The 20,324-nt window shown below is 41.6% G+C and carries 15 protein-coding genes; 11 read left to right on the top strand and 4 right to left on the bottom strand.

The genetic code is table 11. The features are described 5' to 3' along the window. Nucleotides 1–7 precede the first annotated feature (7 nt). From K6V26_RS22210 to K6V26_RS22175, 8 genes are all read left to right on the top strand, one after another. Nucleotides 8–571, top strand: a complete 564-nt coding sequence (locus K6V26_RS22210; protein WP_009860543.1) for an RNA polymerase sigma-70 factor — start codon at nucleotides 8–10, stop codon at nucleotides 569–571. Nucleotides 572–627: 56 nt separating this feature from the next. Then, complete coding sequence (locus K6V26_RS22205) at nucleotides 628–1,641, top strand: FecR family protein (RefSeq protein ID WP_224263891.1); 1,014 nt, start codon at nucleotides 628–630, stop codon at nucleotides 1,639–1,641. 130 nt (nucleotides 1,642–1,771) lie between these two features. Then, nucleotides 1,772–5,122: a TonB-dependent receptor gene (locus tag K6V26_RS22200; protein ID WP_224263890.1), complete on the top strand. Its 3,351-nt coding sequence runs from the start codon at nucleotides 1,772–1,774 to the stop codon at nucleotides 5,120–5,122. A gap of 15 nt (nucleotides 5,123–5,137) precedes the next feature. After that, nucleotides 5,138–6,760: a RagB/SusD family nutrient uptake outer membrane protein gene (locus K6V26_RS22195; protein ID WP_186957971.1), complete on the top strand. Its 1,623-nt coding sequence runs from the start codon at nucleotides 5,138–5,140 to the stop codon at nucleotides 6,758–6,760. A 33-nt stretch (nucleotides 6,761–6,793) separates the two neighbouring features. Further along, nucleotides 6,794–7,921, top strand: coding sequence for a SusE domain-containing protein (locus K6V26_RS22190; RefSeq protein WP_224263889.1), 1,128 nt, complete (start codon nucleotides 6,794–6,796; stop codon nucleotides 7,919–7,921). Nucleotides 7,922–7,933: 12 nt separating this feature from the next. Beyond that, nucleotides 7,934–9,073 (top strand): SusE domain-containing protein, encoded by a 1,140-nt coding sequence (locus K6V26_RS22185; protein WP_046145808.1) that lies wholly within the window; start codon nucleotides 7,934–7,936, stop codon nucleotides 9,071–9,073. 100 nt (nucleotides 9,074–9,173) lie between these two features. Continuing rightward, nucleotides 9,174–10,298 carry a glycoside hydrolase family 76 protein gene (locus K6V26_RS22180; RefSeq protein ID WP_046146467.1) on the top strand — a complete coding sequence of 375 codons (1,125 nt, stop codon included), beginning with the start codon at nucleotides 9,174–9,176 and terminating at the stop codon, nucleotides 10,296–10,298. A 77-nt stretch (nucleotides 10,299–10,375) separates the two neighbouring features. Then, the gene (locus K6V26_RS22175) at nucleotides 10,376–12,523 is read left to right on the top strand and encodes a GH92 family glycosyl hydrolase (protein ID WP_224263888.1); all 2,148 of its coding nucleotides are present in this window, start codon (nucleotides 10,376–10,378) and stop codon (nucleotides 12,521–12,523) included. An 84-nt stretch (nucleotides 12,524–12,607) separates the two neighbouring features. Here the strand turns inward: K6V26_RS22175 and K6V26_RS22170 are convergent, their stop codons facing one another. The 3 genes from K6V26_RS22170 to K6V26_RS22160 all read right to left on the bottom strand — a co-directional run bounded on the left by K6V26_RS22170 (nucleotide 12,608) and on the right by K6V26_RS22160 (nucleotide 15,562). Beyond that, nucleotides 12,608–13,297, bottom strand: a complete 690-nt coding sequence (locus tag K6V26_RS22170; RefSeq protein ID WP_224263887.1) for an ATP-binding cassette domain-containing protein — start codon at nucleotides 13,295–13,297, stop codon at nucleotides 12,608–12,610. Continuing rightward, on the bottom strand, nucleotides 13,263–14,231 hold the full coding sequence (locus tag K6V26_RS22165) for a hypothetical protein (RefSeq protein ID WP_009860552.1): 969 nt from the start codon (nucleotides 14,229–14,231) through the stop codon (nucleotides 13,263–13,265). Before K6V26_RS22165 ends, K6V26_RS22170 begins: the two co-directional genes overlap by 35 nt. Before the next feature lie 449 nt (nucleotides 14,232–14,680). Beyond that, nucleotides 14,681–15,562, bottom strand: coding sequence for a winged helix-turn-helix domain-containing protein (locus K6V26_RS22160; RefSeq protein ID WP_009860553.1), 882 nt, complete (start codon nucleotides 15,560–15,562; stop codon nucleotides 14,681–14,683). 156 nt (nucleotides 15,563–15,718) lie between these two features. Here K6V26_RS22160 and K6V26_RS22155 point away from each other — a divergent pair, with 156 nt between their 5' ends. After that, entirely contained in the window at nucleotides 15,719–16,231 is a 513-nt protein-coding gene (locus K6V26_RS22155; RefSeq protein ID WP_224263886.1) for a hypothetical protein, read from the top strand. Nucleotides 16,232–16,397: 166 nt separating this feature from the next. Here the strand turns inward: K6V26_RS22155 and K6V26_RS22150 are convergent, their stop codons facing one another. Continuing rightward, nucleotides 16,398–17,567 carry an ATP-binding protein gene (locus K6V26_RS22150; RefSeq protein ID WP_009860555.1) on the bottom strand — a complete coding sequence of 390 codons (1,170 nt, stop codon included), beginning with the start codon at nucleotides 17,565–17,567 and terminating at the stop codon, nucleotides 16,398–16,400. Between the two features lie 216 nt (nucleotides 17,568–17,783). On the opposite strand from K6V26_RS22150, the gene ruvB reads away from it, so the two are divergent. Beyond that, nucleotides 17,784–18,809 carry a Holliday junction branch migration DNA helicase RuvB gene (ruvB, locus tag K6V26_RS22145; RefSeq protein WP_044215110.1) on the top strand — a complete coding sequence of 342 codons (1,026 nt, stop codon included), beginning with the start codon at nucleotides 17,784–17,786 and terminating at the stop codon, nucleotides 18,807–18,809. A gap of 8 nt (nucleotides 18,810–18,817) precedes the next feature. After that, nucleotides 18,818–20,323, top strand: a complete 1,506-nt coding sequence (locus K6V26_RS22140; RefSeq protein WP_009860557.1) for a lipopolysaccharide biosynthesis protein — start codon at nucleotides 18,818–18,820, stop codon at nucleotides 20,321–20,323. Nucleotide 20,324 lies beyond the last annotated feature (1 nt).

Genomic DNA, 20,324 nt, shown 5'->3' with positions numbered 1-20,324 from the left:
TGCTGCTATGCTAACAAAATCTATCAACGAGGAACTATTAGTGAAGGAACTGGTCCAGGGAAGCCAAGATGCTTTTCAGGCAATATTCATGCACTATTATCCTAAAGTCCACAATTTTGTATACGGCTTGGTTAAATCGCAACAAGATGCGGAAGATATTACCCAGGAGGTTTTTTCAAAAGTGTGGGGAAGTCGCAGTATGTTTGCCGATGTCAGGAATTTGGGAGCTTATCTGTTCATTTTATCTAAAAATACTACTTTTAATTTTTTGGAGGCTCGACAAATACGTATAGAAAGGTTGAATGAAAAGCCTTTTGAGGAAGAGGCTCATGACTCACCGGATGAAGATCTGATAGCAAAAGATTTACAACTTTTGATAGATATGGTAGTGGCTAATATGCCGCCTCAGCGTAAACTGATTTATCAGCTGAGCCGTGAAGCGGGATTATCGAATGCAGAGATCGCAGAGAAATTGGATCTGAGCAAGAAGACGGTAGAGAATCACTTGAATCTGGCGTTAAAAGAGTTAAGAAAAATCTTATTATACCTATTGATACTTTATTTGTGTTAAAAAATTAGGGGTGAATAGCATGAGAGTAGTCTTTATAATATAATCGTAAAGGAGAAATGAGTTATATAAAAAAAATAGTTGATTATTTCTTTCACCATGATCTCCCGGAGGAGATGAACTGGAAGATACATCGACGGCTATTGAAAAAAGAGGACAGACCGGAAGTTGATGAGGCATTGCAATCGGTTTGGGATACTATGGGATTTCCGGAAATGAATGAAGCTCGTCCCCGGCAGGCTTATTCCATATTGAGTAAGAATTTAGGTTTTACGGAACAGAAAAAATCTGCATCAAAAAATGTGCGGATCATGCCGTTTTGGGTAAAACTGACAGCTATATGGCTTTTACCATTGATTATGTTTTCCACATCCGTTTATTTTTATTGGCAGGCAACCAGTGTGAAAGATGTGTTGGCGACTGTTTCGCTGATAGAACATTTTGTTCCTGCGGGAAAGCGTGAGCAGGTTGTTTTGCCTGATAGTAGCCGGGTCTGGTTGAATTCCGGTAGTGTACTGATATACCCTTCTATATTTGTGGGAGACAGACGTGAGGTTTATTTGTCAGGTGAAGGTTATTTTGAGGTGGAAAAGAATGCGGAACAACCGTTTATCGTTAAAGCCCGGACACTGAATGTCGAAGTGTTGGGTACCCGGTTCAATCTTTTTGCTTATCCTGAAATAGGGCAGATTGCGACTACGCTTGAAGAAGGGGCTGTACAGGTCCGTTTGCAGGATGAAGAGGGGAAAACTTTTCACCTGGTGCCTGATGAACAATTGGTCTATTATATAGAATCCGGAAGCGTTGATGTGAGAAAGGTTGTTTCTGCCGATTATTCTGATTGGCGTGAGGGAGGTTTGCTGTTTGATAATTATTCATTCACTGATATTATTCGTATCCTGCAACGTACATATGGATTGGATATACATTTGCAGACATCTGCCTATAATAAGAATCTGCTGACAGTTCATTTTAATAAAAATGAATCGGTAGAAAATATATTCATGCTTCTGAAAGAGTTGATACCTGGTCTGGAATATAAAATTGACGGGAAAAGTATTTATCTGAAATAGGAAACAATAAAAAAATCACATGTAATTTGAAAAAGTTTTACGATTGATTGGGTGCAACGTTTTTTCCATCTGTCATTATAGATGAGTACGTACTCAAATCGGTGCAATTGTTTAACTATTTTAATTACATATGAAGAACAAACACAAATCCAGACGAATTGGAACCTATTGTCTGAGCTTTTTGATCGCAGGTTGCCTGCAGATCAATGCGCAAAAGGTCTCCTTTAGTGAAGGAACTGTTTCTTTAAAGGAAGCATTCCAGAAGATTGAAGCTTCATCCAAGTACAAAATCGCCTATAATGGCACACAGTTGGATGTAAACAAGAAAGTTGTGCTTAATCAGAAAAATGCAGAAGTATTGGATGTATTGAGTCAGGTGCTGGCTGGTACAGGCTATACTTATTCGGTAAAAGGTGACTATCTCGTCATTACCTCTCCCTCCCAAAATGCGGTCAATCAGAAAGTAAAGAACGTAAAAGGTGTTATTGTCGATGAAACAGGCGAGCCTGTTATCGGTGCAAACGTCGTTGTTTCAGGAACAACGAACGGTACGGTTACTGATTTTAACGGTAATTTCTCGTTAGAAGTTCCGGAAAATGGCACATTGGACGTTTCTTTCATCGGTTATCTGACACAATCGGTATCTCTGAAAGGGAAAAGTGATTTTCGTATTACATTGAAAGAAGACACCCAGAAACTGGACGAAGTAGTGGTTGTCGGTTATGGTACCCGTTCCCGTAAGAGTATTACCGGATCTGTGGACCAGGTGAACAGCGAGATTTTTGAAAATCGTCCGGTAACCAATGCGACTCAGGCGTTGCAGGGAGCTTCTGCCAACCTTATTATCCAGAGTAAAAATGCGAATCCGAACGATAACAGTATGAACATCAACATCCGTGGTGTCAGTACGATGGGGAACAATGACCCGCTGATCGTTATCGACGGATTGGTATCGAGTTCATCGACTCTGAACAATCTGAACCCGAACGATATTGATAATGTATCTGTCCTGAAAGATGCAGGTAGTGCAGCCATCTATGGTTCCCGTTCTGCAAATGGCGTTATTCTGGTAACGACTAAAAAAGGTTCCAAAGGCAGTAAACCTGTTGTTGCGTTCAATGGACAGGTCGGTATCCAGGACCCGCATATTTTATTTTCACCGGTCGAAGGCTGGCAAAACGCCATGTTGAGAAACCAGGCAAATATGAATGTGGGTAGTGCCCCCCAGTTCACACCTACCCAGATTCGTGATTTGTATGATCACCGTAATGAAGAAGAATGGTTGTATGACCAAATCATCAAATCCGGTCTCCAACAGAACTATAACATAAACGTATCCGGAGGTAGTGAAAATACGACCTACATGGTATCCGCCAGTTACTATAACCAGGAGAGTAACTTCCAGGGTAGCTTCGGTATGGAACGCTATAACTTTCGTAGTAATCTGAGTACGGAATACGGACGCTTTAAGTTGACATCCTTGATGGCTTATAACCGTCGTAAAGACAGAACTGTGGCCGGTGGTACAGGAAACACGATCATCAACTCATCCCGTGTCCCTTCTTATTATTACTACAAATTTATGGAAGGCGACAAATATCTGGTCAATGATATAGTCGGCGATGACAACCCGTTGGCATTGTTGCAGGACGGCGGTTATGAGAAGAAAGACGAAGACAATTTCATCGGAAGTATGAACCTCGATGTTAAGATCATCGATGGTTTGAAAGCAACCGGTTTGGTAGGTCTGGATTTGACTCAGCATCATCGTTATCGGCGCGACAAGAAAGTGCCGTTGTATTCTTCTGCCGATTTGGAGAATCCGGTACTGTACATGCACTCCAATACAATGACTGAAGATTATAATGAAAAGCGTTATACTCTGAGTACACAATTCTTATTGGATTTTAACCGTACATTTAATAATGCCCATAACGTAAGCGCATTGGTCGGTGTTTCAAACGAATCTTACACAAAACAAGCAAGCCGTATTGCCTGGGAATACACGGATGAAGACCTGGGATTGCCGACAACAGACGAATCCATCCAGAATAAAGATAACAAAAACTCGAACAATGATACGGACCAGACAAGCATTACTTCCGTATTTGGTCGTGTAGGCTATAATTATATGGATAAGTATTATGGAGATGTCTCTTTCCGTTATGACGGTTCTTCAAAATTTGCTAAAGATCAGCGCTGGGGGTTCTTCCCTTCGTTCTCTGCCGGCTGGCGTTTGTCTGAAGAAGCCTTTATGGATACGTATAAGAGTAACATCGGCGATTTGAAACTGAGAGCATCGTACGGTGTACTGGGAAATCAGAATGTGGACAATTATTCTTACCAGACTGTCTATCAGATGAACAACAACGGCTATGTATTCAATGGCATATCTGTCCCGGGAACGAGCTATACGGATGGTAATGCCTTCCTGACATGGGAAAAATCAGCTAACTTTAATATCGGTGCTGATGCAACTTTCCTGAATGGGAATTTATTCTTATCCGTAGACTATTTTGATAAGAAGACATCTAATATATTGTTAACACCGGAAGTTTCGTCTATCTATGGCGGTTCCGCAGCCAAGGAGAATGCCGGCGAAATGAAAAACAGAGGTTGGGAATTAACGATCAACTACAAATTAAATTCCGGCGACTTCCATCATAACTTCAATTTCAATATATCCGACTCAAAGAATAAAGTGACCGATTTCGGAGGAAAAGAACGTATCGACCAAAACGACCAGTTGTATAAATTGATTCGTGAAGGGCAGCCGTTAGGTTCATATTTCGGTTATAAAACAGAGGGATTGTTCCAGAGTTACGATGAGATTGCGAACAGTGCGCTGCCGGTAGGAGCTTCCGTTCAACCCGGTGATGTGAAGTATGTCGACCAGAACAACGATGATGTCATCGATGAGAAAGACCGTGTGATATTGGGTAATGCATTTCCGCGTTATACATTCGGTTTCACTTATAATATGACATGGAAAGGTTTTGACCTGAACGTCATGCTGCAAGGTGTGGGCAAACGTTCCATGTATCTGCGTGGTGAGTTGATAGAACCATTCCACTCAAACTATTCCTATTGTATTTATCAACATCAGTTGGATTTCTGGACTCCGACAAATCCGGATGCCCAATGGCCTCGTTTAGTTGCCCCGGGCTCATCATCTTCTACGAACAACTGGGGTATGGCCGGATCAGATATTTATTTGTTGAATGCAGCTTACTTACGTGTAAAGAATATCCAGATCGGATATACCTTACCGAAGGCATTGACTCAGAAGTTTGGTGTACAGAAATTACGTGTCAGCGTAAATACCGAAAATCCGTTGACATTTACCAAGAACTCATTTATCGATCCGGAATCTTCTGAATTCGGCAGCGATATGGGTGGCATCGGTGGCATCGGGGCAAACAGCGGACGTAACTACCCGACACTGACTTATTATGGATTTGGTTTGGATATAGAATTTTAAGACATAGACTTTGTTATGAAAATGAATATTTTAAAATATTTGCCAAGTATAGCATGCGCTATACTTGCATCATTCGTATCTTGTAATGATTTGGATCTGGCTCCTACCAATAAGTTTACGGATTTGAATTACTGGACTTCCGAGGCAAAGGCTTCTTCCGTATTGAGCATGGCTTACAGTCAGATGATGAGTTCCGGCTATTTCTTCGCAGACGAACGATTATCGGACAACTTATACGAAGGGCGTGGTAGTACGGATGAGAAACTGATTACTTCGGGTCAGGCAAACGCCGCTCTGGGGCGATTCTCTGAAGATTGGAAAAAATGTTTTGAAGGCATTAAAACATGCCACACATTCCTGGAAAATGTAGATCGTGTCCCCGACATGGATGAAACAGTAAAAAACAGGATGAAGGCAGAAGCACGTTTCATTCGCGCCATGCTGTTCTTCCGCCTGGCTAATAATTATGGCGATGTTCCTTTGTTTGACTATACACTGACAATCGAAGAGGCTAATACGATCGCCCGCTCGCCGAAAGCGGATGTTATCAAGTTTGTCCGTGACGAACTGAATGATATCGTCGGTACATTGCCGACAAGACAGGAATATGCGGCAGCTGATAACGGGCGGATCACAAAAGGGGCTGCTATGACTCTGCTCGCCCGTACTTATCTGTATGAGAACGACTGGCAAAATGTTTCGTCTGTCTGCGAGAAAATAATCAATGGCGAATATGGTGAATATGCATTATTTTCAAGTTATGCAGGTCTGTTCTTGCCGGAAAACGAATACAACAGCGAAGTGATCCTGGATATGGGATATCTGCTGAATCTGAGAACCTGGAGTGAAATGTACGATGGGATTCCCTTGTCTGTGGGCGGACGTGTAAACGGTTTTGCTCCGACACAGGAACTGGTGGACGATTATATCATGAAAAATGGCCGGTCGATTCATGAAAGCGGTTCCGGCTATAAAGAAGACGATCCCTACATAAACAGAGATCCCAGATTGCAGGCTACTATCGTTTACCATGGTTACCAGTGGACAGACGGCAACGGCAAAACGTCCACAATTTATATCAAACCGGGTTCTTCTGCCGATGCTGGTGCTGCCAATCTGGATGAATATATCGGTCCGGGACAGAACTCCACCGCTACAGGTTATTATCTCCGTAAATGGTTTGATCCGACCGCTCCGGCAGGTCTTGCTTCCGGCTTGAATCTGATTCTGATGCGCTATGCCGATGTCTTATTGATGTATGCTGAAGCAAAAACAGAACTGGGTGAGATGAACGAAACCGTTTGGAACAAGACGATCCGTCCGATCCGCGAACGTGCCGGTTTCACAGACGCTTCTGCGTTGAATTACCCGGCTTCCGGTGATATGCAGACTATTGTACGCCGCGAACGCCGTTGTGAATTGGCTATCGAGGGGACAAGACTCTATGATATCCGTCGTTGGAAAACGATCGAGACAGCACTAAATGGCAATCCTCGCGGAGCTAAATTTGCCGCGGATAATACACAGTATATCCAATTGGATAAGAGATCTTTCAATAAAGATAGAGATTACTTGTTCGCAATTCCGCAGTCACAACGGGATATCAATAAGAATCTGACTCAGAATCCGGGATATTGATCAAAAGTTTTAAATCCAAAAAATCTAAGAGATATGAAAATAATATCTATAAAATATATGATGCTGTTCGCTTTTGCTATGGTCTTTGTGGCATGTAGCAGTGACGGGGAAGTGAGGCATTTGGGCGTGACTGCCGTTAAAGCGTTATATGAACCGGATAATGGGAAAGCCGTTGTCCTGCAAGCATCGGCATCGGCTTCTTTGTATTTTGAATGGGAGCCGTCGTTAGCCGAAGATGGTGGTGCTGTGTTGTACGATGTTGTTTTCGATAAGGCGGATGGTGATTTTTCCGATCCTGTTTCTATAGTTACTGCCGACAACAATGGCGGAACTAATCATGCAACGATCACACATAAACAGTTGAACCAGATCGCCGCTTCAGCAGGGATCGGATCTGCGGAAGAAGGGACTCTGAAATGGACGGTATATGCCTCCAAAGGTATTAATCCGGTCAAGGCTGAAGAAGAACGTACGCTGACGCTTACCCGTTTGGCAGGATTCGCAGAAGTTCCGAGCCAGTTGTATATCACCGGTGAAGCCACGGAAGTAGGAGCTGACCTGGAGAATGCCATGATTATGAAAAAAGTGGCTGACGGCGAATTTGAAGTTTTCATGAAACTGACGGAGGGCAAGTCCTTCAAGTTTGTCAGTGCCAATACCGGTACTCCGACTGAATACTCGTTGAATGGTGAAAAACTGGTAGAAGGCGGTACTACGACAGCAACCAAAACCGGTATCTATAAATATTATATTGATTTTAATGCCGGATCGTTTACTTCCAAAGAGGTGACTAAAGTGAAATGGTTCCTGAACTGGTCACAGAAAGAGATAGAACTGGATTACCAGGGTCTCGGTGTCTGGGCTATCAGCAACTATACGGTAACGGGATTGACGGATAGCGATAATTCGGACGATCGTTATAAGTTCAGAATGGAAAGTTCTGACGGAGAGACCGAATGGAGAGCTGCCATCAATAATGATAGCAAGCCGACCGGCAATGATGAGTATTACTATATGGCTGAAAAGACGAATGTAGAACAGTGGACAAACAACGAAGTCTGGAAGAGCCCGGCTACCGATGGTTGGAGCGATAAGGCGTATGATGTTACATTCTCTTTGAATACGCAGGGTGAATATACTCATAATTTAGTAATCAAATAAAAAGGAGGAATTATGAAAGCGATATTTATAAAACTGATGTTCATCACCTCTGCCGTATTGGCCTTCATGGGATGTAATGATAATATGGGTGACACGGATAACCGTTTGGCAAGTGTCAGTACATTACTTGAACCGGCGGATGGAAAATCCGTTGTTCTTGAACCGTCCGCATCATCCAGTGTTTATTTTGAATGGCAGACACCGAGTGTAGAGGAAACAGGTACTGCTCTTTACCAGATTGCTTTTGATAAGGTAGATGGTGATTTCTCAAAACCGGTGTATGTGATGTGTGCCAATAATAACGGATTTGGCAATTATGTATCCGTTACGCATAAACAGTTGAATCAGATTGCAGGTAAGGTCGGCATAAAACCGTCTGATACGGGTACATTCAAATGGACTATACTCTCTTCAAAAGGTCTGCAGAGCGTAAAAGCCGGCGTTGAAAATAAGATTACGGTAACCCGCCTGGCAGGTTTCGAAGATGTTCCGATCGATGTCTATGTGACCGGAGAGGCTTCTGAAGGTGGGGCTGACCTGGCAAAGGCACATAAAATGAAAGCTGTTGCCGGTGGTGAATTTGAAGTGTATACAAAACTGGCGGCAGGCAAACCATTCTATTTTACGGACGGAAAGACCGGTACTCCGAGAGAGTTCTATACAGCGGACGGCATGGTGAAAGAAAACGGAACGACAACGGTCGCTAAAGACGGTGTTTACCGTATTACATTAGACTTTAATACCGGAGCCTGTACCTATACGCTGGTAAACAAAATAACTTTCTATTTCTGTCCGGACGGAGAATCTCTGTTTGAACTACCTTATGTAGGTTATGGTGTATTCCAGGCGAAGGAAACGGTTACTTTCAAACAAGAGAGCTGGGGTAGGGATGAACGCTATAAGTTCAGAATGACTATCCGGGAAAATGGAGGTGCCGATGCAGAAAAGGAAGTCGAATGGGGAACATTGAACCAGACAGACTCCCGTCCGACGGCAAGCAGTCCGGAATCTTATTATTACCTGCAACTGTTTACCGAGGTATCCCAGTGGGATAATAAGTGGAAGCTGATGGGTGATTTTGATGGTGTTCCGGCTACTTATACCGTCTATCTGACGGCAGACCAGCCTTACACACATACAATCGTTAAATAGTTTATTACAAATATTTGGTAAGAAGGCCCCGGAATTGTATATTTCGAGAAAAATGGATCTTATTCCGGGTCCTTCTTTTTTAACAGCTAAAAATAATGTCATGAAGAATATACTCCTTTTCCTGTTTCTCCCTCTTTTCCTGGGGGCTTGTGGCGATGATGATAATACTCCGAACGGACCGGATGAAAATGATAATATTAATTGGTATGCCGCTGCCGACAGCAGTACGACAGCATTGGTAAATTCATTCTGGAATGCAGGAGGAAAATATTTTAATTATGATAGCAACGGAAATACGACGTTCCATTACTGGCCCCAGGCGCATGCGCTGGATGTTTTGACGGATGCTTATTTGCGTACGGAAGATGCAAAATATAAAACCTATTTCGACCAATGGTTTGAAGGCGTGAAGATCAAGAACGGCAATTCGTTCCGGAATGACTATTACGATGATATGGAATGGAATGCCCTCGCTATTCTTCGTGCTTACCAGGCAACCAAAGAACAGAAATATAAAGAGGCGGCATTGCAGATATGGGATTATATCAAAGTGGGTTGGAATGAGAATGCAGGTGGAGGTATCACCTGGGTAAAAGGGCAGGAGTATAGCAAAAATGCCTGTTCAAACGGTCCGGCTTGTATTCTGGCAGCCCGCCTGTATCGTGAGTTTGGAGATGAGACCTATAAAGAATGGGCACTCAAGATATATAACTGGGAGAAAAGTACATTATTCAATAGCAATAACGGAATGGTGTATGACAATATAAACAGTAATACCGGAGAAATACAGAAAGACTGGATATTTACCTACAATGAAGGAACATTTGTCGGATCGGCTGTTGAATTGTATAAGATATTGGGAGAAAAAGCCTATCTGAACGATGCCGTTTTGGCCGCTGATTATACCATCAGTACATTGGTCAACAATTCTATTCTGAAGGATGAAGGAACTGGAGACGGTGGATTATTCAAAGGTATTTTTATCCGTTATTTCACGGATCTGATCCAACAGGACCGCCTGGATGCAGGTGCTAAACGACGTTATGTGCAGTTCCTGAAAACCAATGCCGAGACATTATGGACGCAGGGAACCAATAAGTCGAATGTCTTATTCGGTACTTACTGGCGGAATGTCCCGGGAGCATCTACAGGACTGACCGAACAACTGAGCGGTTGCATGTTGATCGAAGCAGCTGCGTTGCTGGACGATTTGAATCTATTATAAGTTATACGTGTTTTTAATTTCAGACAGATATAGTTTTTAATTCTTGATCATTATCATATTCTAATAATTAATTTAGCATGAAAAACTCTTTTTTTGCAGGTTTGCTGTCATTAACCATAATGATAAGTTGCCAGCCGGATAAACAACTTACGAATTATGTGAATCCTCTTTTGGGGACAGCCACGCTATGGGAAACGAAAGATCTGGGTTATGAGCGTCATTTGAAGACAAGGACCTGGGGAGCAGAAGTCTTTCCCGGTTCTTCCGTCCCGAATGCGATGGTACAGCTGAGTCCGGTGACTCAGTTCCGGAGTGGGGCCGGTTATCAGTATGAAGATACGGTCATCTATGGTTTTTCGCATACCAACAAAGGACATTGGAATCTGCTGCATCTCCCTGTCCTTCCGGTGACAGGAAATGTTTCCTCCGGCGATTATGCTTCAACATATAGTCATTCGAACGAATCGGCCCGTCCGGGTTATTACCAGGTGTTTCTGGAAAGGTACGGGGTCAATGCCGAACTGACTTCCACGCTCCGCTGTGCTTATCATAAATATACTTTCCGGCCGGATGACGACAAGAAAGTATTAGTGGATATCACACGGACAAACAATGGAGTAAGAGACTGGAGTATTCAAAAAGTCGATGATTATACTTTTTCCGGTAATCAGGATGCGGAAGGAAATATCCGTTTCTATGCTGTTTCCAATTATAAGATTGAGGATATCAGACAGGTGAAAGATGGTGAACATGAAGTTTCGGTTGTCAGTTTTGCCGATAGCAAAGGAAGCAAACCACTGGAGTTAAAGATCGGTTTTTCTTTTGTAAGTATCGATAATGCAAAGATGAACCTGGAGCAGGAAATGAAGGATAAGAGTTTTGCGCAGGTTCGTAAGGAGGCTGATAAGACCTGGGAGAATTTGTTATCCAAAATAGAAGTAACCGGCGGAACGGAACGTGAAAAAGGTATTTTCTATTCCTGCCTGTACCGTTCGTTCTTATGGCCGGCGTTGCGTAGCGACGTGAACGGGGAATATACGGATGCCAAAGGCAATGTGGTAAATAATGGTTTCCGTTATTATACCGATCCGTCATTCTGGGACGATTATCGCAATAAGTTGATTTTATTGGGAATGATTTCTCCGGATGTAACGACCGATGTGATCAAGTCCATCACGGATAAAGGCGAAAAGCGAAATGGTTATATGCCAACCTTCTTCCATGGTGACCATGCCTCTGTATTTGTAGCCGGTAACTATTTACGCGGATTGAAGGACTTCGATCTGAACCGGGCTTATAAACTGTTGGTGAATAATGCCACTGTCCCGGGAAAAGGCGGCAGGCCATATCTGGATGAATATATCGAACAAGGATGGATTGCAGAAAAGGATACCACCAATGTCCCGACCTGGGATGAATACAAAGCCGCTGTAACAAAGACTGTGGAATATGCATACGATGATTATGCGACCGCCTTGTTGGCTAAGGAGTTGGGAGATGAAAGTATTTATAAAACATTGATGGAACGTTCCGGCAATTATAAGAATCTGTTTGACCCGGGTACGGGCTTTTGGCGCGGAAAGATTGCCGATGGCAGCTGGATCAAGGATTTCGATCCTTACTATCCTTATTATGCCTATATGTATCGTGAGGCTAATGCCTGGCAGTCATTGTTCTTTGCTCCCCATGATCCGGAAGGCATGATTGCCCTTTATCCCGGTGAAAAAGCGGTCGAACAGAAGTTGGATTCACTGTTCACTGAACCGTGGAGAAACTATGAAGCGCATAATATGACCGGTTTCATCGGAAATTATTGCCATGGTAATCAACCGGACCACAGTGTTCCCTATACTTATTATTTCATCGGTAAACAGGAGAAAACGCAATGTGTCCTGGATAGCATCATGAACCATTATTACGATATGGGTAAAGAGAAGCTCGCCTATTCGGGAATGGATGATGCCGGTGAAATGTCTGCCTGGTATGTATTCAATGCCATTGGTTTATATACCTATTCTCCGGCTGATCCGGAATATATTGTAACCGTTCCTTTGTTCGATCAGGTGAAATTCACTTTAGGCGATAATAATCAGTTCACGATCGTAAAGAACGGCAATGGGCGGAAGATTACGGATATCTTTTACGACGGTCAGAAAATCAATGGTTGGTTTATTTCACATGACCTGTTGAAACAAGGAAAACAACTGACGATTACTACTGAATAAATATATAAAACGTTTTTCTATTGGAATTAGGGGGTGTTTCAAAGCCCCCTAATATGTTTAGTACATGCCTATCGGATTGAAGGACTAAATAAGTCTCTTTATCTGATCGGAAGTCTGATCTTCTATGGTTGAATAGAGCCGTTTTTGAAGCATTTCGAACTGATCCTTGGAATAGCTGTGGTCGATTGTCCCGTGATCGATATGATGGATATAATCGCAACAGGAAGTCAGTGTCTCGAAAACATGTGAGGTGACCAGCACTGTTTTGCCCCCTTCCCGGAGTTGTTGCAGGATGAGGGTGAGGATATGGGCACTTTCCAGATCCAGGCCGTTGAACGGTTCATCCAGGACAACGATCGGTTTATCCAGCTTCAGAACGGCCAGCAGAGCGAGTTTCTTTCTCATCCCGGTTGAATAGTTCTCCGTTATATCGTCTAACGGAATATGGAAAAGTTGTTGCCAGTTGTCTGTTTTAAAGCCGTTTTTGCCGGCTGGGAAAAGATCCAGATATTCGCGCCCTGTCATATAAGGATAAAAGTAGTTCTCTGCTTCCAGATAGGCAATATCCAGCCTTTTCAGAGATCTGTCGTTATAGCTGACCGAGCCTGCGGATGGACGGATGAAGGAATACAGCGTATTCAGCAAAGTCGTTTTTCCGGCACCGTTCAGGCCGACCAGACCATGTATTTTCCCTGATTCCATCGATAAGTCGATCCCTTTCAGTACAGGAAATTCTTTTTTATATTCTACTTGTAGATTCCGGATTGTAAGCATATAAATAAGTTGTTAGATTCCGGCGGGCAGCCAGATAGTTTTTGACCAGGAAAAACAAGACTACCGGTAAAAGAACCGGAAAGAAAATGCTTATTACGGCTATTGTTATGGGGACCTGTCCTCCTGTTATTTTTGTATTCGGTAGATAATGGGCATATTTATTTATAATAAACAGTGTTATGTTCAGGGAAACCGCAGCCAGAAAGGTGAGGATGAACCACCAATGCTCCGGATATAAAAGTGTATATATCGCGAAAACAGGAGTTGTTGCACATAAGAATAACTTCAAATTTAAACGAAGCTTTCCGTGCAGGAACCTGTTGACCGGACGCTCCTGTGAGCAAAGTATCTGTACCGGTTCTGAAAATCTGAATATATCGGATACTATGACTGTGAAGAACCAGAGCGATGCCAAAGAAGCAAAAGGCAACAACAGGCCTATCCATGCACTCACATAAAGGATCAGTAATAAACCGCCGTATTGCCGTATCCCTGACCGCAGTTCAAAGGCTTCCGCCGGTATCCATTTAGGGGAGTTCATTCCTTTTTTTGTCCGGTGGAAAGGCTGTTTTATGAAACCAAGACTTATGCATCCGGCTATAATTGCCAGCGATACATACCAGTATGAATTTACCGATATGATGATAAGGACCGGTAGGGACAGTAAGAGATAATCCATACTGAATACTTTCCAGGCTTTCTCCTCTGCAAGATGGATAAAATGATAGTCTTTTCTCCGTAATTGAATCAATGAAAGGAAAACAAGCAGGATACCCGCTATAATCAGGCTCCCATGTAAATCTTTTGTAAACTGATACAGTGCAATCCCGGCTATCAGTAAAATACCTGTCAGTATAACCAGATAGATAACAGGTATTTCACGAATAAACTTTCCTGCCTGGCGGAGCCGGAAACGGAGGAATGCGCTGTTCATATTATACGTAATTTAGTGTTCTGGACAAATGTAGGTAATTTTATTTGTTCTGCTAAAAATAAAAGCGGATTCCAGCATCAAAACTCAGGCGGAAAATACCGCTTCTTTCGTCATCCGATTTCTGGTACCCGGCATTTTATTGTTTCTTTAAACGCCAAGTTCTGTTTTTTGTTGTATCCGACGGATATTATCCCTATCTTTCGGCTATCAAACCATACCTTTCATTATCAACGCTTATTCCATACTTCTCTTGCTGACATCCCATACATTTTAGCGGCCGATAATTGTGAGCCGCTTGGCTCATAATTATCAACCAAACGGCTCATAATTGTCGGCCAATCGGCTGATGGTTATCAACCGCTGATTTCCTGCCGGGGAAATTGGAGTTAGTACGTATGGTAATTATAAAAGGATAGGGAAGAAATAGAAGTTTGATCGGGAGCTAATTGTTAGTTTTCTATAAACATAAGTTTGTAACTATCTTTAAATTCATATTGGATATATAATCCCAGTGGTTTTAAGGTTATATTTAAACGCGAGATAGCCTGTTGAATTGTGTTCTCTTCTACTGTACATCCTTTCCAGACCAGATTGCATAAGTCATTTATTGAACAGGTATTTTCAGGTGCATTGCAAAACGCGACTAATAATTGTTGTTGCTGACGGGTTAGTTTTATAGTTTCTCCGTTGTACTTTAATGTCTTTGTGCTTTTTTCAAATAGCAGATGAGGAGAGAAGATATGGATATCAGGATCATTGCTCTGTTTTTCCAGTTGTTTGAGTATTTCTAGTTTCTCTTCCGTTTGGATCAACTCATTTTGCAGTGAATTTTCTCTTTCTGTAAAATCATTGATAAGGACCGGGATCTTTTTTTTTAGATTGTCCCAGGCATACCCCATAGACAATGTGAATAAAACCCAACCGACTAAGGCAACCCAATATGAGGTAGGCATACGGTATCCTAATGTAAATCCGGATATTTTTATATAAGCATTCAAAGTGATTCCCGTGGAACTAACTATATAAGGTTCCGTAAATAACGGGTCGAAAGAGGTTATATTAAAACGAGTACACTTTTGGCTCTTTTTATTGATCGTGTCGGTCATACATACAGCAGTAGTTATATGTATATTCTCTTTTTTCAATTTTTGTTGGAAAATCGTATCCAATTGATAAATGTTTATTGGATTTTTGAAAGATAATATAGATTGGAGGAAAGCGGTTAGTTTTTCGTCTAATGACTGATTAGATAAAGCAGGTACTTTTACCTCAATTGTTTCAGATTTGAAAATACAACTGTCGGGAGTGGTTATAGCTGACGGTACATCCATCAAAGATACTTTTTCTGTTAATCCCTGAGATCTGTTATGAAAATCTTCTTTGACCGATTCTTTAAACAGGGTGACAGACTTTTCCAGAATATGTCTTTTTTCTATTTGGAAGAATGATATCTCATAGATGGACAATTAGGAAAGGATACTATAGGGTTGAAACGATTTCAACTTTTTTCAAAAGGGAATATTGAGGCAGAATATAATCGTTTCCCTGTTTCGGAAACTGAAAAGAATCCGGTTTTTATAACAGCTTCAGTTTCAGTTTCTCCGGATAAAAGGAAAATGGCTGTGGGAACTTTATTTGGTGGTATATTGGAGTTTTTTCAATTATCTGATGATATAAATATATCTTCCACACGTTATTTTTATTCTCCTGAGGTTAATTTTAGTGGTGGTTCATTACTTCCTACAGATCAAACTGTATATGGTTTTTCTGCTTTGTGCGCAACAGATGCTTTATTATATAGTGTGTTGATTGCCGATAAAGATCCGAATCAGTTTAATAAGATTTGTTCTTTTGATTGGAAAGGTAATGAAATTGCTAAATATCAAACAGATTGCCTTGTTTTTAATCTTTGTGCATCTGATACCGACACAAATAGATTATATGCAATAGCTATTTCTCAGGAAAAAGGTTTTTATTTAGTCAGTTTTGATTTGGAATAACTAATTTGAAAATATAGTCAGCTATTTGAAAATCGGAAATAGCTGACGTAACAATTTTTGCTCTACTCTCATTTGGTCAGGAAAGATGTTTCTCTTATGTTATCAGAGGATAGGCTGTTGTGTCTTCGACTTGTTTGACTGCCCCTTTTCAAATATAGGAAAGGGGCTAATAATTAAGTCCGAATTGCCACAAAGGAATTACGTTCATATATCCCTGTTCAATGTTATCCTTTACAATAAAACCATTCTCAGAACCTTGTAATTGTTTTTGTTTTTTATTTTTGCCACCAACTTCAAAAATATAGTTAGCTATTTGAAAATCGGAAATAGCTGACGTGATAACTTTTTGTTCTACTCTCGTTTGGTTTAGAAAAAATGTTTCTCTTATGTTACCAATCTCTGAAGTATCCTGACCTAAACTATACATGAGAGTTGGATTATCTAAATAGACTTTATCCACTTTTCCAAGTCCTCTGATACCGCCTGTTCCGTCACGTAGTTGTGCTATTAACCCGGCTTCTTCCAGGTAAAGAAAATAGTCTGATAAATTGTTGCGACTTACTCCTAATATGGTAGCAATACTACTCATATTGGGTTTGAATGGTACACTTTGGGCTATGATTATAAGCAATTGTTTTAACTTTCGAGTTGTCGATATACTCATTTCTGCATATTGTGGAATGTCAACTTCCAGTGTTTTGTTTATCACTTGTTGCAAACGAATATTGAATTGATCTTCTTTAGAGAATGGATAATATCCTTGTTCTAAATAAGATTGAAAATAAGCGTAAGGGCGGAATTTATCAGGGAGTTCTGCACGATGTTGTATGATATCTGTCAATGAATAGGCGGGAATCTTTATATGATGAAACATCTCTAGATATTCACGGAATGAAAGTCCTTGCATGGAATAGACAATAGCGCGTCGGCTCAGATCTGTTGATCCTTTGTGGATATCAAGAATGGAAGAACCTGTAAAGAAAACTTTTAAGTCTGCATGATAGTCATATATTAGTTTTAATTCGCGTGCCCAGTCTTTGTATTTGTGGATTTCATCAATAATGAGATGTGTTCCGCCTCGCTTCACAAATTCATCGGCCAGATCAACGAGGTGATGCGCGGAAAAATATAAATCGTCAGCATTGACGAATAGTGTTGTATTTCGATTTAGTTTTTCTTTGGCATATTGTAACATCAATGTTGTTTTACCTATGCCACGTGGACCAACCAAGCCTAACAGACGATTATCCCAATTAATGCGGTTGAACATGTATCGATGAAACGTAGTGGATATACTACGTAACATTGCGTCAAAACTAGCTTGTAACTTTTCCATATGCTATGTGTTTTCTGCAAATATACTAATTTGCACTTCGGGAAGTGCAAATATGGCCTGTATTTGTGTTTTTTTTAGTGCAAATTGTGAATAAACTATCCGTAGATTGTTTCAGATAGCTCTTTCTGAGGATAGACCGCTACGTAAGTTATGAACGGGAGCCAGACGGTATAAAGCAAATATATTTACTATCTTTGCAAGTCAATGAGCAAAAATATGGAAGACGATTTTGATATAAGGGACACCCGTATGCCGGAAAGTGAACGAGAGTATGAGAATGCGCTCCGACCGCTTTCTTTTCATGATTTCAGCGGACAGGCCAAGGTGGTCGAGAACCTGAAAATATTCGTGATGGCTGCCCGTATGCGTAAAGAAGCATTGGATCATGTGTTGCTGCATGGCCCTCCCGGATTAGGTAAAACAACGTTGTCGAATATTATAGCCAATGAGCTGGGAGTTGGTTTTAAAGTAACTTCCGGGCCGGTTCTGGATAAGCCCGGTGATCTGGCGGGGGTACTTACTTCGCTGGAAAAGAATGATGTGCTTTTTATTGATGAAATCCATCGGTTGAGTCCGATCGTGGAAGAATATCTTTACTCGGCTATGGAAGATTACCGGATCGATATTATGATCGATAAAGGACCGAGCGCACGTTCCATTCAAATAGACCTGGCTCCTTTTACACTGGTTGGGGCGACAACCCGTAGTGGTTTGCTGACCAGTCCGCTGCGTGCCCGTTTCGGTATCAATATGCATCTGGAATATTACGAGATGGAGACATTGACGAAGATCGTGTTGCGTAGTGCCGATATTCTGAATGTAAAATGTGAACTGACAGCTGCCCGTGAGATCGCTTCCCGGAGCCGCGGTACGCCTCGTATTGCCAATGCGCTGTTGAGGCGTGTACGTGATTTTGCACAGGTAAAAGGTTCCGGTGAAATAGATAAGGCAATTTCCTGCTATGCGCTGGAGGCACTAAATATTGACCGATATGGCCTGGATCAGGTTGATAATAAGTTGCTGACTACAATTATAGATAAATTCGGCGGTGGTCCGGTCGGACTGACTACGATTGCTACGGCTTTGGGAGAAGACCCCGGAACGCTGGAAGAAGTGTATGAACCTTTCCTTATCAAAGAAGGATTTATCAAACGCACACCTCGGGGACGTGAGGTTACGGATCTGGCTTATACCCATCTGGGACGTAAAAGGGGCGAAGAACAAGGGTTTTTATTTGACTGAAAATAGTTATGGCTGGAGGAATGAAGCGGCTCGCAGGAGAGACTGCGATTTATGGTGTTAGTAGTATCGTAGGGAAGTTCCTGAACTGGATGTTGGTGCCGATGTATACGCGTGTGCTGGCGACGGAAAGCGATTATGGAATCGTGACCAATTTGTATGCCTGGACGGCATTGCTGATGGTTATTCTGACTTATGGGATGGAAACGGGATTTTTCCGTTTTATGAATAAGAAAGAAATTGCGCTTCCGATGCGGGTTTATGCTACTACATTATTTAGCATTGCTCTTACTTCTGTTCTGTTTGTGGTGTTGATATTCAGTGCGCTGACTCCAATTAGTAATTCTTTGGGGTATGGTTCGAATCCTGAGTTTGTCGGGATGATGTCGGGAATTGTGGCAGTCGATGCCTTTTGTTGTATACCGTTTGCATTTCTCCGGTATCAGGGGAAAGCGGTTCGTTTCGCTTCTATTAAGCTGTTTAATATTTTTCTGAATATTGTTTTAGTTCTTTTCTTCCTGATAGCTTGTCCATGGCTCTATGATCATACCCCAGTATTGGTCGATTGGTTTTATATTCCTGATTATCAGGTCGGATATATTTTTGTTGCGAATGTAATAACATCTCTTGTCACATTTGTGTTATTGTTTCCCGATATGATTCCGGGTTTACGGGAAAAAGCCAGTTTTGTTTTACTTAAACAGATGCTTGCTTATTCTTTTCCGATCCTGATTTTGGGGATTGCAGGTATTTTTAATCAGACAGCCGATAAAATACTATTTCCTTTCCTATTCGAAGATAAGGAAATGGCTAATACCCAATTGGGGATATATGGCGCTTGTTTTAAAATAGCAGTTGTGCTGGTAATGTTTACACAGGCATTTCGCTACGCTTACGAGCCATTTATTTTTGCAAAGAATAAGGATGATGACAGTAAAAAGTCATATTCGGAGGCGATGAAATATTTCATTATATTCGCTTTGCTTATTTTTCTGGCAGTGATGTTTTATATCGATATATTTAAACATATTGTCCCTGCTTCCTATTATCCGGGTTTGCGCGTTGTTCCTATTGTTATGTTGGGAGAATTGTTCTTCGGAATATATTTTAATCTCTCGTTTTGGTACAAACTGATTGATCAGACACAGTGGGGTGCTTATTTCTCGACGATAGGATGTGTTGCGACGATTCTGATCATTGTTTTATTTGCTCCGACATACGGATATATGGCTTGTGCCTGGGCTTCTTTTGTTAGTAACCTGGTTATGATGTTGTTATCCTATTTTATCGGACAAAAGAAATTTCCGATCCAATATGATCTTAAATCGGTGATCACTTATTCTGTATTGGCAACCGTATTTTATCTGGCCGGCATGTTGCCGACGATAGAGTCGGAAATCCTGCGTCTGGGTTACCGCACATTGCTGCTTTGCCTCTTTGTCGGTATCGTTGTAAAACGCGATCTGCCATTGGGAGAGTTACCTTATGTAGGGCGTTATTTCGTTAAAAAGAAATAAT

Source organism: Parabacteroides goldsteinii (assembly GCF_020091425.1).
In the GTDB taxonomy this organism is placed as follows: domain Bacteria; phylum Bacteroidota; class Bacteroidia; order Bacteroidales; family Tannerellaceae; genus Parabacteroides; species Parabacteroides goldsteinii.
This window is presented reverse-complemented; position numbering and strand designations above follow the sequence as displayed.

What these genes read in the sequence shown, in the direction of transcription:
- K6V26_RS22180 (WP_046146467.1), top strand. Translation starts at nt 9,174, where the DNA reads ATGAAGAATATACTCCTTTTCCTGTTTCTCCCTCTTTTCCTGGGGGCT.
- K6V26_RS22200 (WP_224263890.1), top strand. Translation starts at nt 1,772, where the DNA reads ATGAAGAACAAACACAAATCCAGACGAATTGGAACCTATTGTCTGAGC.
- K6V26_RS22205 (WP_224263891.1), top strand. Translation starts at nt 628, where the DNA reads ATGAGTTATATAAAAAAAATAGTTGATTATTTCTTTCACCATGATCTC.
- K6V26_RS22185 (WP_046145808.1), top strand. Translation starts at nt 7,934, where the DNA reads ATGAAAGCGATATTTATAAAACTGATGTTCATCACCTCTGCCGTATTG.
- K6V26_RS22165 (WP_009860552.1), bottom strand. Translation starts at nt 14,231, where the DNA reads ATGAACAGCGCATTCCTCCGTTTCCGGCTCCGCCAGGCAGGAAAGTTT.
- K6V26_RS22190 (WP_224263889.1), top strand. Translation starts at nt 6,794, where the DNA reads ATGAAAATAATATCTATAAAATATATGATGCTGTTCGCTTTTGCTATG.
- K6V26_RS22175 (WP_224263888.1), top strand. Translation starts at nt 10,376, where the DNA reads ATGAAAAACTCTTTTTTTGCAGGTTTGCTGTCATTAACCATAATGATA.
- K6V26_RS22195 (WP_186957971.1), top strand. Translation starts at nt 5,138, where the DNA reads ATGAAAATGAATATTTTAAAATATTTGCCAAGTATAGCATGCGCTATA.
- K6V26_RS22160 (WP_009860553.1), bottom strand. Translation starts at nt 15,562, where the DNA reads ATGGATGTACCGTCAGCTATAACCACTCCCGACAGTTGTATTTTCAAA.
- K6V26_RS22150 (WP_009860555.1), bottom strand. Translation starts at nt 17,567, where the DNA reads ATGGAAAAGTTACAAGCTAGTTTTGACGCAATGTTACGTAGTATATCC.
- K6V26_RS22170 (WP_224263887.1), bottom strand. Translation starts at nt 13,297, where the DNA reads ATGCTTACAATCCGGAATCTACAAGTAGAATATAAAAAAGAATTTCCT.
- K6V26_RS22210 (WP_009860543.1), top strand. Translation starts at nt 8, where the DNA reads ATGCTAACAAAATCTATCAACGAGGAACTATTAGTGAAGGAACTGGTC.
- K6V26_RS22140 (WP_009860557.1), top strand. Translation starts at nt 18,818, where the DNA reads ATGGCTGGAGGAATGAAGCGGCTCGCAGGAGAGACTGCGATTTATGGT.
- ruvB (WP_044215110.1), top strand. Translation starts at nt 17,784, where the DNA reads ATGGAAGACGATTTTGATATAAGGGACACCCGTATGCCGGAAAGTGAA.